The 14,563-nt window shown below is 46.5% G+C and carries 15 protein-coding genes; 9 read left to right on the forward strand and 6 right to left on the reverse strand.

Going from position 1 to position 14,563, the window contains the following annotated elements; translation table 11 throughout:
- The 4 genes from JGK11_RS23440 to malQ form a co-directional block, all read left to right on the forward strand.
- On the forward strand, positions 1-297 hold a 297-nt coding region (locus JGK11_RS23440), incomplete at its 5' end, for an RNA-guided endonuclease TnpB family protein (RefSeq protein WP_293198549.1).
- Between the two features lie 556 nt (positions 298-853).
- Positions 854-1,612: a MinD/ParA family protein gene (locus tag JGK11_RS23445; RefSeq protein WP_293147654.1), complete on the forward strand. Its 759-nt coding sequence runs from the start codon at positions 854-856 to the stop codon at positions 1,610-1,612.
- Positions 1,613-1,818: 206 nt separating this feature from the next.
- Positions 1,819-1,944, forward strand: coding sequence for a photosystem II protein Y (locus tag JGK11_RS23450; protein ID WP_265235804.1), 126 nt, complete (start codon positions 1,819-1,821; stop codon positions 1,942-1,944).
- Positions 1,945-2,561: 617 nt separating this feature from the next.
- The gene (malQ, locus tag JGK11_RS23455) at positions 2,562-4,070 is read left to right on the forward strand and encodes a 4-alpha-glucanotransferase (RefSeq protein ID WP_293180177.1); all 1,509 of its coding nucleotides are present in this window, start codon (positions 2,562-2,564) and stop codon (positions 4,068-4,070) included.
- Between the two features lie 141 nt (positions 4,071-4,211).
- Here malQ and JGK11_RS23460 read toward each other — a convergent pair whose 3' ends face one another.
- Positions 4,212-5,081 (reverse strand): RodZ domain-containing protein, encoded by an 870-nt coding sequence (locus tag JGK11_RS23460; protein ID WP_293198547.1) that lies wholly within the window; start codon positions 5,079-5,081, stop codon positions 4,212-4,214.
- A complete protein-coding gene (locus JGK11_RS23465; protein WP_293180183.1) occupies positions 5,078-5,872 on the reverse strand; it encodes a pseudouridine synthase in 795 nt (264 codons plus the stop codon). Before JGK11_RS23465 ends, JGK11_RS23460 begins: the two co-directional genes overlap by 4 nt.
- Before the next feature lie 112 nt (positions 5,873-5,984).
- Between JGK11_RS23465 and JGK11_RS23470 the strand changes: the two genes are divergently transcribed.
- Positions 5,985-6,125 (forward strand): hypothetical protein, encoded by a 141-nt coding sequence (locus JGK11_RS23470; protein WP_293180186.1) that lies wholly within the window; start codon positions 5,985-5,987, stop codon positions 6,123-6,125.
- Positions 6,126-6,472: 347 nt separating this feature from the next.
- Entirely contained in the window at positions 6,473-7,264 is a 792-nt protein-coding gene (locus JGK11_RS23475; protein WP_293213065.1) for a DUF2993 domain-containing protein, read from the forward strand.
- Between the two features lie 240 nt (positions 7,265-7,504).
- On the opposite strand, the gene JGK11_RS23480 is transcribed toward JGK11_RS23475, so the two are convergent.
- From JGK11_RS23480 to JGK11_RS23490, 3 genes are all read right to left on the reverse strand, one after another.
- Positions 7,505-8,422, reverse strand: coding sequence for a phosphatidate cytidylyltransferase (locus tag JGK11_RS23480; protein WP_293213067.1), 918 nt, complete (start codon positions 8,420-8,422; stop codon positions 7,505-7,507).
- 429 nt (positions 8,423-8,851) lie between these two features.
- Positions 8,852-9,445 carry a precorrin-6Y C5,15-methyltransferase subunit CbiT gene (gene cbiT, locus JGK11_RS23485; protein ID WP_293147744.1) on the reverse strand — a complete coding sequence of 198 codons (594 nt, stop codon included), beginning with the start codon at positions 9,443-9,445 and terminating at the stop codon, positions 8,852-8,854.
- A gap of 120 nt (positions 9,446-9,565) precedes the next feature.
- Complete coding sequence (locus JGK11_RS23490) at positions 9,566-11,110, reverse strand: aminotransferase class I/II-fold pyridoxal phosphate-dependent enzyme (RefSeq protein WP_293213069.1); 1,545 nt, start codon at positions 11,108-11,110, stop codon at positions 9,566-9,568.
- A 364-nt stretch (positions 11,111-11,474) separates the two neighbouring features.
- Here JGK11_RS23490 and JGK11_RS23495 point away from each other — a divergent pair, with 364 nt between their 5' ends.
- From JGK11_RS23495 to JGK11_RS23505, 3 genes are all read left to right on the forward strand, one after another.
- Positions 11,475-11,699 carry a gamma-aminobutyric acid A receptor, epsilon-like protein gene (locus JGK11_RS23495; protein ID WP_293206303.1) on the forward strand — a complete coding sequence of 75 codons (225 nt, stop codon included), beginning with the start codon at positions 11,475-11,477 and terminating at the stop codon, positions 11,697-11,699.
- Between the two features lie 270 nt (positions 11,700-11,969).
- A complete protein-coding gene (gene ychF, locus JGK11_RS23500) occupies positions 11,970-13,061 on the forward strand; it encodes a redox-regulated ATPase YchF (protein WP_293180201.1) in 1,092 nt (363 codons plus the stop codon).
- Between the two features lie 26 nt (positions 13,062-13,087).
- Entirely contained in the window at positions 13,088-13,453 is a 366-nt protein-coding gene (locus tag JGK11_RS23505; protein ID WP_293147768.1) for a phage holin family protein, read from the forward strand.
- A gap of 507 nt (positions 13,454-13,960) precedes the next feature.
- On the opposite strand, the gene JGK11_RS23510 is transcribed toward JGK11_RS23505, so the two are convergent.
- Positions 13,961-14,413 carry an NUDIX domain-containing protein gene (locus JGK11_RS23510; protein WP_293213085.1) on the reverse strand — a complete coding sequence of 151 codons (453 nt, stop codon included), beginning with the start codon at positions 14,411-14,413 and terminating at the stop codon, positions 13,961-13,963.
- Between the last annotated feature and the right edge of the window lie 150 nt (positions 14,414-14,563).

The following is a 14,563-nucleotide window of genomic DNA, read 5'->3' on the forward strand; positions in this document are numbered from 1 at the left end:
GACTTGAATGTCAGCGGAATGCTGGCAAATCACAAGCTGGCTGGGGCAATATCCGACTTAGGTTTTTACGAATTCAGGCGACAGTTAGAGTATAAATGCAAAATGTATGGCTCCCAATTAGTGCTGGTAGATCGATGGTTTCCCAGTTCTAAGATTTGTGCTAATTGCGGGCATAAAAAAGATATGCCACTCAGCGTTCGGACTTATGATTGTCCTGCTTGTGGTCTGTCGGTAGACCGCGATCTTAATGCCAGTTTAAATATTTTAAATTGGGAACCCAAGGCTATTGGGGGATAGCCTGCTTATCTTGGGATGGCCGACCACCCAATAGCGCAGGAAGTGAACTCTTTCATTGTAGCTAAAGATGGCTTTAGTTAAGTTTGGGTAAGTTTTACGAAGCAGGAAAAGATTGATACTTTAACAGACCAGGAGGATTTGAGCGGCAAGGAAGATCGATCGATATGATATATGATGCGATCGTGAATTGCATAATAATTGATTGTCCGCGTTTCTCCCTGTCATCGTTGTAGAATCTACGGTCAAATATGATTTACATTCCGTTTTGACGGTGTTAAGCCTAGCGGCCGAATTACTACGCCTTCTATCTATTTTACCTATCGGGTTATTGAGATTACTTTTGGTTGTAGACTACAATCCGATCTACCTCTCATTAATGCCTTCTTTTCTAGAGTCTGATTGATTGGCAGACTTCGTAGCTAAGCAGGGTTCCCAACTATAGAGGACATAAATCAACAACTGAATCTAAATAAAAGTCCAGCATCTCAAAAACTTGAAAGTCCATAAATGATTAGACTTAAAGAGATAATTGTTTAATCTTTGCAATACGCCTATCATGTCCAAAATCATCTCTGTCCACTCTTACCGGGGTGGCACTGGCAAATCTAACATGACTGCAAACCTGGCATCTATTATCGCTCGCGGCGGAAACAGGGTCGCCATTGTGGACACAGACATTCAATCGCCCGGGATTCACGTGCTGTTCGGTTTCAGCGAGAACAACATGGATCGCTGCCTCAACGATTACCTGTGGGGCAGGTGTCCGATCTCGGATACGGCTTACAATGTGAGTTCGCTGCTGCCAAAATTAGCCCGTAACGGCAGCCTCTATCTGATTCCTTCGAGCATTAAAGCAGGGGAGATAGCGCGAGTTTTGCGGGAAGGCTACGACGTGGGACTGCTTACCGACGGCTTTCAAGAACTGATCGACGTTCTGAACTTAGACTACCTATTTATTGACACGCACCCAGGACTCAACGAAGAAACCCTTCTCAGCATCACGATTTCGGATATCCTGCTGCTGATTCTGCGTCCGGATCAGCAAGATTTTCAGGGAACGGCTGTCACGGTAGATGTGGCCCGCAAATTAGAAGTTCCCAAGATTTTGATCGCGATCAACAAAGCGCCAGAATCCTTGGATTTCGAGGATTTGAAGCAGCAAGTAGAGAGTATTTACAACATCCCAGTTGGAGGGGTGCTGCCCCACAGCGACAAGATGATGCTGTTAGCCAGCAAGGGGGTGTTTGCCCTGCACTTCCCTAAAGACCCTCTAACTCAAGTGGTGGAAGGGATTGCCAAGCAGATTTTGGGATAATTTGGTGTAAGGACAGCGGATCAAGGTTGACGAGAGCGAGTTGCAGTCTCAATTACTGGGGCGCGATGTCCTGCAAGCGCGATCGCTCCTTGCTGTGGAGGAACTTTTTCGGCGACAATATTTGCTTGAGGAGTCAGGAGAATGGCGACAAAATGAGATACAAATAGATTATGAGAATTTGTTAAAAAACTTTAGGAGGAGAACTCATGGATTTTGACTGGCGCATACTAATAGTATTGAGTCCGGTTTTGTTGGCGGGCGGCTGGGCTGCTTACAATGTCGGCACTATAGCTCTCAAACAAGTTGAGAAATTGTTGAACAAGGAAACTTAAGCTCAGCATTTTCACCGTAATTTTGCAGCCGACTGTTTGTTGAGATACAAAAACAGTCGGCTGATTTGTGCATTGGCTCTCAGGAGCAGGAGGGCTAATGCCATTTTGGATTATCAATGACCCCGCCCAAAAACCTGTACAAGCCCCTGAAGCTATGAGTGTGCAGAAAACCAAAAATTTTAGACTCCTGTTTCTGCTCCGGTGATGAATATGTGGAGTAAAGCTAAAGTCTAAAACTTGTTCGCTCGCTCCGGTCGAAGAATCTAAAATCTAAAATCGGATCGCTTACTGCATCAGGGTTTGGAACGCGGACATATAGTTGCATCCTGTTTGGGAACTTGTTTGATGTTTGGCCCGGAGATCGCAATGTACGACTCCAGACAGATAGAGCGAAAGCCACTTAAAAGTTATAAATAAACTTGTGCATAAACTGGGTGCGATCGCCTCAGCATTTGTGATGAGATTGCGACACAAATATTTAGCCACGTTCCAGCAGAAAATATGAGACAATCGCAAAAGTATTTGCCCTGAAAATCGCCCTACAAACTGCGAAGTTTAACCTCTAGGGAATATCGGTCAAATTGTCAATGTTTAACTCCTATATCTTTAGATAGATTATGCTTTTTCCCCGAGCTAGCGGCATTTTACTCCACCCGACATCTTTTCCCAGCCGATTTGGTGTTGGGGATATGGGAATAGAAGCATATCGCTTTATTGACTTTTTAGTAGAGAGCGACCAGCAATACTGGCAGATATTGCCGCTGGGCCCGACTGGATACGGCAATTCTCCTTATTCGTGCTATTCAGCAATGGCAGGAAATCCGCTGATGCTGAGCCCGGAAATTCTGCGGGACGAGCAATTGCTCAGCGATGAAGATTTAGCTCATTCGCCGGAATTTCCCCTGGATACAGTAGAATTCGATCGCGCGATCGCACACAAAATACCCCTGCTCAAAAAAGCCTGCGAAAACTTCAAAGCGAAAGCATCGCCGGTGCAGCAAAGAGAATTCTCGGCTTTTTGCGAGAGCAAAGCGAGTTGGCTGGAAGATTATGCCTTATTTATGGCACTAAAAGACAGCTTCAACGGCACGAGCTGGCACACTTGGGAACCAGAAATTGCACAGCGCCAACCGGAGGCGCTAGACAAGTGGCGGCAGGAGCTACATAATGAGATTTATTACTACAAATACGTGCAGTTCGAGTTTTTCCGCCAGTGGACTGAGTTGAAACGCTATGCGAACCTGCGCGACATTAAAATTATTGGTGACATTCCGATTTATGTCGCTCACGACAGTGCTGATGTGTGGTCGCATCCGGACTTGTTTTGTTTGGATGAAGCAACTGGAGAACCAGCTTTGATGGCGGGAGTTCCGCCGGATTACTTCAGCGCAACAGGTCAATTGTGGGGCAATCCTGTTTACAATTGGGAGGCTTTGGAAGCAACTAATTTTCAGTGGTGGGTGCAGCGTTTTGAGGCGATTTTCGCTTATGTAGATGTGACTCGGATTGACCACTTTCGAGGATTTGATGCTTACTGGGCGGTGAAGCGCGGGCAGGAAACTGCGATCGACGGAGAGTGGATTAATGCGCCGGGAACGGCTTTGTTTGAGGTAATTAACGAGAAGTTCGGCAATTTGCCGATTATCGCTGAGGATTTGGGGGTAATTACTCCGGAAGTGGAAGCTTTGCGCGATCGGTTTGAGTTTCCCGGAATGAAGATTTTGCAGTTTGCTTTCGGTGCGGGGCCTGGCGATCCTTTTTTGCCTTTCAATTATGTTCGTAACTGTGTAGTTTACACCGGTACCCACGACAACGACACGACTGTTGGCTGGTTCAATCAACTGCAAAACTACGAAAGAGATGAGGTTTTGCGTTATTTGGGCTGCATCGATCCCCAAGGAATTCACTGGTCTTTAATCCGCATGGGTTGGTTTTCTATTGCTAATTTGGCGATCGTGCCCTTTCAAGATTTGTTGGGTTTGGATACCGACGCGCGGATGAATTTTCCGGGGAAAGCAGAGGGAAATTGGGGCTGGCGGTATCGGCGCGAAGCTTTGAATTGGGAGGTGCGCGATCGGCTCAAAACCATGACTTACATCTGCGGGCGCGCTCCCCAGAAAAATTGAAAATTGGGAATTGGGCATTGGGAATTGGGCATAGGGCATAGGGCATAGGGCATTGGTTATTAGAGAAACGACTAACTACTAACGACTAACTATTAACTATTAACTATGTCCCATGCCCAATGCCCGATGCCCTATGCCCGATTATCCTTCATTTTTGGGCTTTGCTGAAGGCTTGAGTTCGTCGGCGGTAAAAACAACTTGTTTGGCAACTCCAGATTCTCCGAGTTGTTCGGCTTGTCCGTTATTCACAGCAATCATTACACCGCCGGCGTTACCAGCTAGAACTACCAATTTGTTTTGGGCCTGCCAGGTGCGGACAGTTCCTGAAGGCAAAGTTCCCTCAAACTCGGGTTTGCCATCAACTTCAATCTTCATCCATGATTCGTCTTTTAAACTGACGTTAACCATGACTGGTTTATTGCCAGATTTATCTAAACTTTGACCTGTTCTTGTTGCTTCCACAGCATCGTAACTATCGGCTTTCTGATTTTTTGAGGCGCTCTGGGCTAAACGAGCTTGTTCTTGCTCAAGAGCTAGTTCTTTGGTTCCCGTACCGTTTTTTGTTGTCAGAGAACCGCCCATCAACTGAGATAAGACATTGACTGAACAGATAATTAGAAATGTGTAAAAAAGGTACAGGTGCATCGGCCGCAATTGTGGCCCATTCTGCCAGGATAGCTTGGTGGTCGATCGCGGTGGCGGTTCGATCGGGAAAAAGTCGGCAAACTGAGTTCCGTCCAAACCCATTGCTTCGGCGTACCGCTTGATCAAACCTTGAGTGTAGACGGGTTCGGGGAGTTGGTCGAGTTGGCCGTCTTCGATGGCTTGCAGCAGATTCCGCCGAATCATGGTTACGACAGCTACTCTGTCCAAAGAAATCGACTGCTGTTCGCGGTACTCCCGGAGTTGAGATCCTATTGCCGCTAATTTCTTCTGAGGAGTTTCTGGCTCTTGGGAGTGCAGTTTCTTCTTAGTTATTTGGGAGAATAAAAACAATAAATTCTTTGTCATATGCTGTGCTCCTGGGGATTCACTGGCACGCTTATTGATGTTAGGTTGACTAGATTCCATAAAAAAATAATTTCTGAATCTTCTAGGGGTCGGTAGCAGCCCGGTGCCAATATCGGCCCTGCGGGGGGCTGCAATTGAATCGGGCCAATGGCTGTGCGGTGCAGGCGCACCACTGGATATCCCAACTGCTCGGCGGTGCGCCGAATCTGTCGGTTTCTCCCTTCTGATAGAATTACTTCTAACAGAGTTTGGTCTCGCGCGCGATCGATAACTCTAACTTTCGCGGGTAATGTTTTTCTACCGGACAAGATAATGCCCTGACGCCACGCTTGTAGTATGGGTTCCGGGGGATCGCCGAGCACCCAAACTTGATAAGTTTTGGCGATCGAGTGACGCGGATGGGTCAAACAAAATGTCAGCTTACCATCATTGGTGAGCAATAGGGCGCCTGTGGAATCTGCATCTAAGCGTCCTACGGGATGGATGCCTTGACCAGATCGCAGTTTGGGCGGCAGCAAGTCGAGAACTTTCGATCGCGCCCTGGGATCGCTGCAAGTAGAAACTACGCCTGCGGGTTTGTTGAGCAACAGATAGACCTCTGCCGGTCTATCTGTTGGTTTCACTGGGACTCCATCGACTTCGATGAAATCGCGATCGGGATTCGCCTTTTGTCCTAAACGAACAATATTGCCATTAACCCGGACTCGTCCAGCTACAATCATCTGTTCTGCAAGACGGCGAGAGGCAATGCCCCACTGGGCGAGGATTTTTTGCAGCCTTTCATCAGACATGACGGGAATGTGGAAAGCCCCAACACCCGAGCGGTGGAGGGAGGAAATACGACACGGTTAATGGATTAACCGATGCTACCAATGTTCAATTCCTGGTTGGGAAGAAATTCTAATGTTTGCTAACCAATCCTTGCAGGGCGTTGCGCCTGGTGCAGATTGTCCTTATGGCATAACCCTGAATGTTGTGCAAAAACTACGAGGAAAAGACTCGCGGGAGGCTATTGCCTGCACCGTTGGTTTGTTGCTGATTTAAAATGTGTGGGTCTGACACGACCATTAACTAACACTACCATAAAACCGGTACTGCTGGTTAATTTTATACGCTCGATCGCGAAATTTCCCTCGGGATCGCACAACTGGCAAACTCAGGAGAAAGCCTGAGGGGGGAAGGGTGAGATTTTTTCTGCTTCAGGCGTTGCTGATGTCTGATTTCGGCTTCTGGAGTATGTCACGAGGTGGGTTCATCAACCCGTTCTTAGGGAAAATCCGAGGTTGAGGGCGATATTTCTTTGTATAAACCGGGTTTGTGAGACGGGATGCGCTCGTTAATAGTTAAATTTTTGTGTTTGAATATTAAGGTTTGTAATTTTCAAATTGTTTATGACTGTCGATCGCCACTCTCTTTTATTTGACAATATAGCTACTGCGGCCAGCTCTGGTGGGACTGCCAACCTCGACGAGGAAGGGGAGACACCGCCGCCGAGCCAAGGCAGCCGGATCGCAAGTTCGGTGCTGTCTCCGGCGGTGCAGTTGTTGCTGCGATCGCAAGTTCAGCAAGTTGACGAGTTGAAGGTGAAAATTGAGGGGAGCGATCGACAAATTTTCAGCGGTGCAATCCCCAAAGTAACGGCAGCGGCTCGCGGTGCCGTGTATAAAGGATTACACCTAACAGAAGTTGCCCTAGAGGGCTGTGGGATTCGCATCAACCTCGGTCAAGCTCTCAAAGGCAAACCACTGCGCCTGCTCGAATCGGTTCCCGTGACTGGCGTTTTGAGGCTCAATCAAGCGGATTTGAATGCGTCCCTAAAAGCGCCTTTGCTGGCGGATGCTTTGAGTGAATTTTTGCTGCCAATGTTGCCGCTGACAGATAGCGAAAAGTCGCTGAAGTTGGAAAATTCGCAGATCGAAATTGAGGCGGGGAAGTTGACGCTGGTGGCGACAATTTTGCGCGCTGGGGGTACGCAAATTCCTGTTGTATTGCGGACTGGTTTGCGGATTGCTAGCGGTCGCGAATTGATGTTTGAAGTACCGGAAATCGAAGTCAATGGAGAAATCAAGAGCAGTGATTTCAAGGATTTTAAAATTGATTTCGGACAGGAAGTTGCAATTGATGAGTTGATTTTGAGTCCGGGGGAGATTGTTTGTCGGGGTTCAATTAGAGTTTTGCCTTAAAGGAGAAGGGAAGATGTTTTGAGTCTGCAAACTTGAATTGCATAAATCTTTGATTGATAACTCAACCGCAGATTTAAGGCAGATCGACGGAGATGGACGCAGATAAATTTCAAGAGAGGAAAGTTTGCGAGTGCAATCTTGTTTTGTGAGATTGCTTTCTGCGCGGATGATTGCATCGCGTGCGTGACTCGCAACGGTAACTCTGGGATGAGTTAAGAGTTATCAATGACCAATGACCAATTAGCGGGCGATGAGATAAGAGTCGATCGCGGGCAATAACAAAGTCACAAAATAGTAGACTAAGGGTGCGGTAAAAACATAACTGTCAGTGCGATCGAGAATGCCGCCGTGACCGGGAATCAACTGTCCCGAATCCTTAACGCCGGCGTCTCGTTTCATCATCGACTCAGTTAAATCTCCCAACAAGCTAGCAACGCCAATCAACAGACCAAAAGCTGCCCCAGTATACGGCCACCCCGGCCATTGTAAGTACCAAGACCAGGCGGCGGCCACGGCGATACTGCCGCAAACTCCAAATACGGCACCTTCAACGGTTTTTTTAGGGCTGATGTGGGAGAGGCTAGTGCGGCCGAAGAATTTGCCGACAAAATAAGCGCCAATGTCAGCGGCCCAGATGCAGAGGAAAGCCACCAGCAGCGAAGTCAATCCTAAAGATATGCTGCTGGAACTTGTCCAAGACTGGGACGAGTAAATGTTAACGGGCAAATTGCTTGCTACTAATTGCGAAAATTGGGTTGTAGCCACATTGGCAGGATCGAGTCCGACTCGCAGCCGTATCCAATAGCTGGGCAAATAGCCGCCGTAGAACAATCCTAAAATAGAAGCGGCAATATCGGCGATCGTCGATAACTTCGGTTGGAACAACAGATAGAAACAGATGAAAGTTCCGGCTAAGGGGAACATGGCGTCTACGAGTTGAGGCGCCAGGGCGGCAGTAATCAGCAGAATTTGACTGACAACTAAGGTGGTTTTGCCAGCAGGTGCAATGCCCTTAGCTCGGGCTAACTGAAAATATTCCAATTGACCTAGGTACACGATGACGCCAAAGCCGAGGGTGAAGTACCATCCCCCCATAATAATCATTCCCAAAGCAAGGACGATCGCAACTATTCCACTCAGGATACGAGACCAAGGCATAAAATGAATTTCTCACAGGAGACGGCAGGTCAGTCGATTTTAGATTTTAGATTTTAGATTTTAGATTTTAGATTTAGTCCACAGATGAATCTGGGGGTTGGAACTATGGTCTAAAATTTTGTTTTTTGGGCGGGCTCGGTCGATTTGGGATGCAAGGATACAAGGATACAAGGATACAAGGATGGTTAAGGCACAGGTTCGTCCCCCATCCTCAACCGGCGATCCAAAATTTCAACTCAGGCGATCGCTCCAGCTAAGGTCGGCCTTATTATAAGTATTATGAACGTTAAGCTAACGTAAAAAAGGTTAAGAATTGCATTTAATGTTTGATTCTCAGTGATACAGCCTCCGGGCCCACATCACCATCTTTGATGTGGTGTGGGAATATTTCCGTCTAAGGACTAATGACTGATGACTAATGACTAACGACTAATCCAACTTTTCACCGCTGAGAATAAAGATGGGATTGACGGCGGCAAAGGTTTGACTCAAGCCCCGAGTCTCCAAGCGGTTGACGGCGGACTGGACTACCTCGATGTTGCGGACTTGCAACTCGGCGAAGCTTTCGGAAAGGGCGTAAAGATTCTCTAAATTCGAGGCTGTGGCGACAACTCGACCCTGTGGGCGCAAGTGTCGCCAGACTTCCTTGAGAATCATTTTAATCGGGCGCCCTCCTTCGATGCAGACTCGGTGGGGGTGTTCGGGGAGATTTTCGAGGCATTCAGGGGCGCTACCTTCGATGACTTCTACGTTTTTGATCTCGAATCGATCGCAATTTCGGCGAATCAAGCTTGCTACTTCTTCATCCCTTTCGATGGCGATAATGCGACCTTTGGGACACAGCAAACCTGTTTCTACGGCGATGGTACCAGTACCTGCACCGATGTCCCACACCACTGAATCTGCTTGCAGCCGCAGGTGGGAGAGTAACAGCAGTCGGACTTCTCGCTTACTCATGGGAATTCCCGGTAAACGTTCAAATAAATCGTCTGGGATACCAGGAGTGACGTAGGGCCAAAGCATAGTTGTATTTTTAATGGAAGGAAGAAGGAAGAAGGAAGAAGGAAGAGGGAAAAGGGAAGAGGGAAGATTTTTCCCATTTCCTACTATCCCTCATTTCCCACTATCCCCAAGTCTTAATATTTACTTTCGCACAACCCTGAGAGTTTGGAGGCGGGGATCGCTGCAACCTGTGATTTTGCCGCCGGCTGCAAGGATGTGTTGCAGGTAGTCAAGGGCTTGTGAGGTAATGATTTCACCGGGCATCAAAACTGGTATTCCTGGCGGGTAGGGACAGATGAGTTCGGCACTGAGTCGATCGACTGCTTGGTCTATTCCTACGGTTTCCGCCGGGGAAAAAAAGGCCTCGCGGGGGCAGAGAGAGGGAGTGGGAAATCCTAACAGAGATCTTGCACCATTCTCAAGAACAGGCAAGATGCCTGTTCCACAAAGAGTGAATTTTCTTGTGGGGTGGGCATCTTGCCCGCCCCCGGTTGTACCGGCGTCGTCCCCGTGCCCGCCTCCTAAATTGTGAGTTAAATTCTGGAAACCTTTAACCAGATTGTCAATATCTGATGCTGTATTTCCCAAGCTGATAATAAATGTTAAATGCTGCGGCATTGGTAATTCTGCGGTGACTGCGAGTTGCGAGTGGAGAATTTCATCAGCCGCAAATCCTGTTATTCCTAAATCGGATACTTTTACTGTTAGCCTGGTTCTGTCTAGTGCGACAAAACCGGGCGTATTTAACGGTTCTAAAACTGATAAGCCGGGAATTTGACTAATGTGCGATCGCGCTTTTGCAGCTAAATCTAAAGTTTGCATCATTAACTCCTTCCCGTGGAGTGCGATTTGTTGGCGGGCGGCGTCTAATGATGCTAATAATAAGTAGCTGGGACTGGTGGATTGTACAAGCTGCAATGCCCTATTTAATTTTTGAATATCTATGCGATCGCCCTTGACGTGCAACATCGATGCTTGAGTCATTGCACTGAGGGTTTTGTGGATTGATTGTACTGTTAAATCTGCCCCGGCGGATAGGGCTGGTTCTGGTAAGTCTGGATGAAAGTTAAAGTGGGCGCCGTGGGCTTCGTCTACTAATAACGGGATGTTGTATTGATGGGTAATTTTGGCGATCGCCCGCAAATCTCCACAAACGCCGTGATAAGTAGGGTAGACGACCATTACTGCTTTTGCGTCGGGATGTTGTTTTAGGGCTGCTGCTGCTGCTTCTGGGGTGATGCTGTTGGCAATATCCCAATCCGGGTTGTATTCGGGATTGACAAAAATGGGAATTGCACCGGATAAAATCAAACCAGAAATTGCCGATTGATGGATGTTTCGAGGCAAGATAATTTTATCTCCCGGCCCGCAAGTCGCGACAATTGCCGCCATGATTCCGCAAGTCGAACCGTTTGCTAAAAACCGAGTATGTTCGGCGCCAAAAGCCGAAGCCGCTAAATTTTGAGCTTCGGCAATTACGCCCTCTGGATTAAACAGATTATCTAATTCTGGCAATTCGGGCAAATCTGAGCGAAATACTGCGGCCCCGAATAAGTCAACTAACGGTTGAGAAATGCCTTGTCCGCGTTTGTGTCCGGGGGCGTAGAATGGGCTGTGATGGTGGTTGGTGCGATCGCGCAGCGCATCTAATAGGGGAGTTTGTTGTTGAGGGTTTGCTGGTGACACACTTATACCATTTTAAATTTTAGATTTGAGATTTGAGATTGGGGATGACTCACTGGATCTTCCCTAATACTCAAGGCATAATTTTAGGCGGACGTAACAGTGAATTATGGTTATTTAGATAGATGTGTTAGGCGCTGTTTTTTTTTTAATATATATAGACTCGTTCATAAATATTTGATTGCGAGTTCAACCGCAGATGAAGGCAGATAGACGCAAATAGACGCAGATAAATTTAAGGTATTTTTCAAGTCTGTTAACTCTAATTAACCAATACCACAAATCAGTTGTTTTTGTTTTAAAAGATAGCTGGAATTGGTGACCAATTGTTTTTTTAACATCTCTATTAGCTGAGCTAAACACTAACATGATTTATCCCACTCCCGATCCGCTTCCAGGCCCGCAAATTCCCGCTACTGAACCGGGGCTACCAGAGATTCCTTCATCGCCACCGATTCCCAGCCCTGTACCGGAGCCCGTACCTGCGCCAATTCCGCAGCCAATTCCCGAACCGGTGCCGGAAACAGTACCCTCTCCGATTCCCCAGACTGTACCCTCGCCGATTCCTCAGACAATCCCCGAACCTGTTTAAATGATGTTTTAGTTGAAAGTGAAGTTTAACAGAATTTGTAAGGTCGATCGCCCAAACCGAGTTTCTTGCCCAGGACCCAATTTGTTGATAAATAAGGGACAGGGAGAGGTTTCGGGCGATCGCTTTTTTGGGAAACCACTTGTGAACCGTTCAGCCATCTACCTCAAGTTAGATATTTAGCCGAACACAGGCTTGAGATTTGGGGTGGCTTGTCCAATATATTGCGGATACTTATGATATTTTGAAACAGTGATATGTTTCTAAATAGCTATGCTTACCGCCGGAATTGTCGGACTGCCTAATGTTGGCAAATCTACTCTGTTTAATGCTTTGGTGGCTAATGCCAAAGCGACTGCTGCTAATTTTCCTTTTTGTACGATCGAGCCAAATACTGGTATCGTGGCAGTACCCGACGAACGGTTGAAGGTGCTGAGCAATATTTCCAATTCTGTGCAAACTGTGCCCACGCGGATGGAGTTTGTCGATATTGCAGGTTTGGTGAAGGGTGCGAGTCAGGGCGAAGGGCTGGGAAATCAGTTTTTGTCTCACATTCGGGCTGTAGATGCGATCGTCCATGTTGTCCGCTGTTTTGACAATGATGATATCATTCACGTTTCCGGTTCTGTCGATCCCCAGCGAGATATTGACATTATCAATCTCGAATTAATTTTAGCAGATTTAGCTCAAATTGAACGCCGACTCGATCGCACTCGCAAACAAGCCCGCAACAACAAGGAAGCTCAAGCAGAAGTAAACGTCCTTGAAAAATTGGTCGTGGTTTTGAATGCAGAAAAACCAGTACGCCAGACCAGTTTAACTGACGAAGAAGCAGAATTAGTTAAAGGTTTAGAATTGTTAACAAACAAGCCGATCATCTATGCAGCGAACGTGTCTGAAGACGAATTGGGAACCGGAAATAGCTATGTCGAACAAGTCCGGGAAATAGCAGAAGCAGAAAATGCTAAGGTTGTCATAGTTTCGGCGCAAGTTGAGTCAGAATTGGTAGAACTACCAGAGGAAGAACGAGCTGATTTCCTCGAATCTCTGGGGGTAACAGAAGGTGGCTTAAAATCTTTGATTCGAGCTACTTACGAATTATTGGGTTTGCGGACTTATTTCACTAGCGGGCCGAAGGAAACTCGCGCTTGGACGATTATCGCAGGAATGTTAGCGCCACAAGCTGCGGGGGTAATTCACTCTGATTTTGAGCGGGGTTTCATCCGGGCCGAAACTGTAGCTTATGAAGATTTGGTGGCTACCGGTGCGATGAATGCAGCTAAGGAAAAAGGCTTAGTTCGCAGTGAAGGAAAAGAGTATGTTGTACAAGAGGGGGATGTGCTGTTGTTCCGATTTAATGTTTAGTCTTTTAAGGAGATAAGCACGTGCACATAGATATCGTTTCGCTGGTAATTGCTTGGTTGGTAACATCTGTGAGCTTTTTTATTATTTCCAAGTTACCCATAGGCGTGGATATTGACAGTTTTGGCAAAGCGATGGTTTCGGCGGCAGTTTTTGGATTGCTGAATGCTTTAGTGCGACCAGTTTTTGTAGTTTTGGGCTTTCCAGCTTTATTGGTAACTGTTGGTTTGTTTATGATTGTTATCAACGCTGCTATCTTTGGCTTGGCGGCTTGGCTAGTCGAAGGATTTAGATTGCGGTGGGGAATTTGGAGTGCTTTGCTTGGTGCTCTAGCCCTCGCTTTCATTAACTCTTTGCTGTATCAGGTTTTGGGTACGCTTCCCAGAGTAAGGTAGAGAAAGTTCATTCAGTTGACAGTTGACAGTTGACAGTTGACAGTTGACAGCAATCTCTACCTCCTGGAAGGAAGAGGATTGGAGTAATGAATCGTCTTCTTTTAATTTCTACGCCAAACCCAGAGGCTTTCAACCAATTATTTCTGGTAACGCGGACAAAAATAAAGGGGCGGGTTTATCTATATTTGTGAATTGTGGCAAAGTATTTGGGAGAAAACCCGCCTCTACTGCACATATTTTGAGTAAAAATTGGTTCTAATGTATTTGCTTGTTGGGATTTGGAGCGCTTTAGAGCGGTTCTCAAAAAAGTGAGGTATGCCCCAATACGGTTGACTTAAGAAGAATCTGACTTGCAAAAAATGCCTGTATTGCCTAGAAAATCGTCAGATGAAATTCCTAAAAAAGCTTTAAGTAAACCGTATTGAGGTATGCCCTATCCCCTATGCCCACGGAGGCCTATGCCCTATCCCCATGAATACCTCATCTTTTTGATAAAGGCTATAGTTATCAGTCTTGGCAATAGTGGAGAAAGCTTTCTGGAACTAGGCGCAATTCTCCCGAACGAAATCGGTGAACAGGCATCCAAAATGCGGTACATTTCAAGTTACCGTCTACAAAATCTAAACTTGCTAATTCATAGAATTTGGAGTCAACAAAATCGCACTGATAGAGTTGTATTAATTCGTGTCCAGCTTGACCATTAAAAATAAAGAAGTTTTCCAAACAAGCTAAATATCTGATATTTGTTAACTCGGCTTTAATTTCTTCTTTAAATTCTCTTTGCAAAGCGTCGAGGCTGTGTTCTCCGAATTCTACGCCTCCACCCAGAGCTCGATACAATGTGTCTTGTTTTACCGGATCTTTGAATTGGGAAACGAAAATGCGATCCTCTTCGAGGGCTTCGCTAACGCCCGATCGAATTAATCCTAAAACAATTACACGAATTTTACCTTGCATAATATATAGCGGTTCTCAGAAAGATGAGGTATGTTGTTGGGCTTGGGCCCTCTTTGTTTAGCGGTTATATAAGCTGTCAGTCATACCTCACCTTTTTGAGAAGTGCTATAGCCATTCAGTCATGAGTCATCAATCATTAGACATCTCATAAAA

This window comes from Microcoleus sp. PH2017_34_RAT_O_A, from assembly GCF_020737885.1.
Lineage (GTDB): Bacteria > Cyanobacteriota > Cyanobacteriia > Cyanobacteriales > Microcoleaceae > Microcoleus.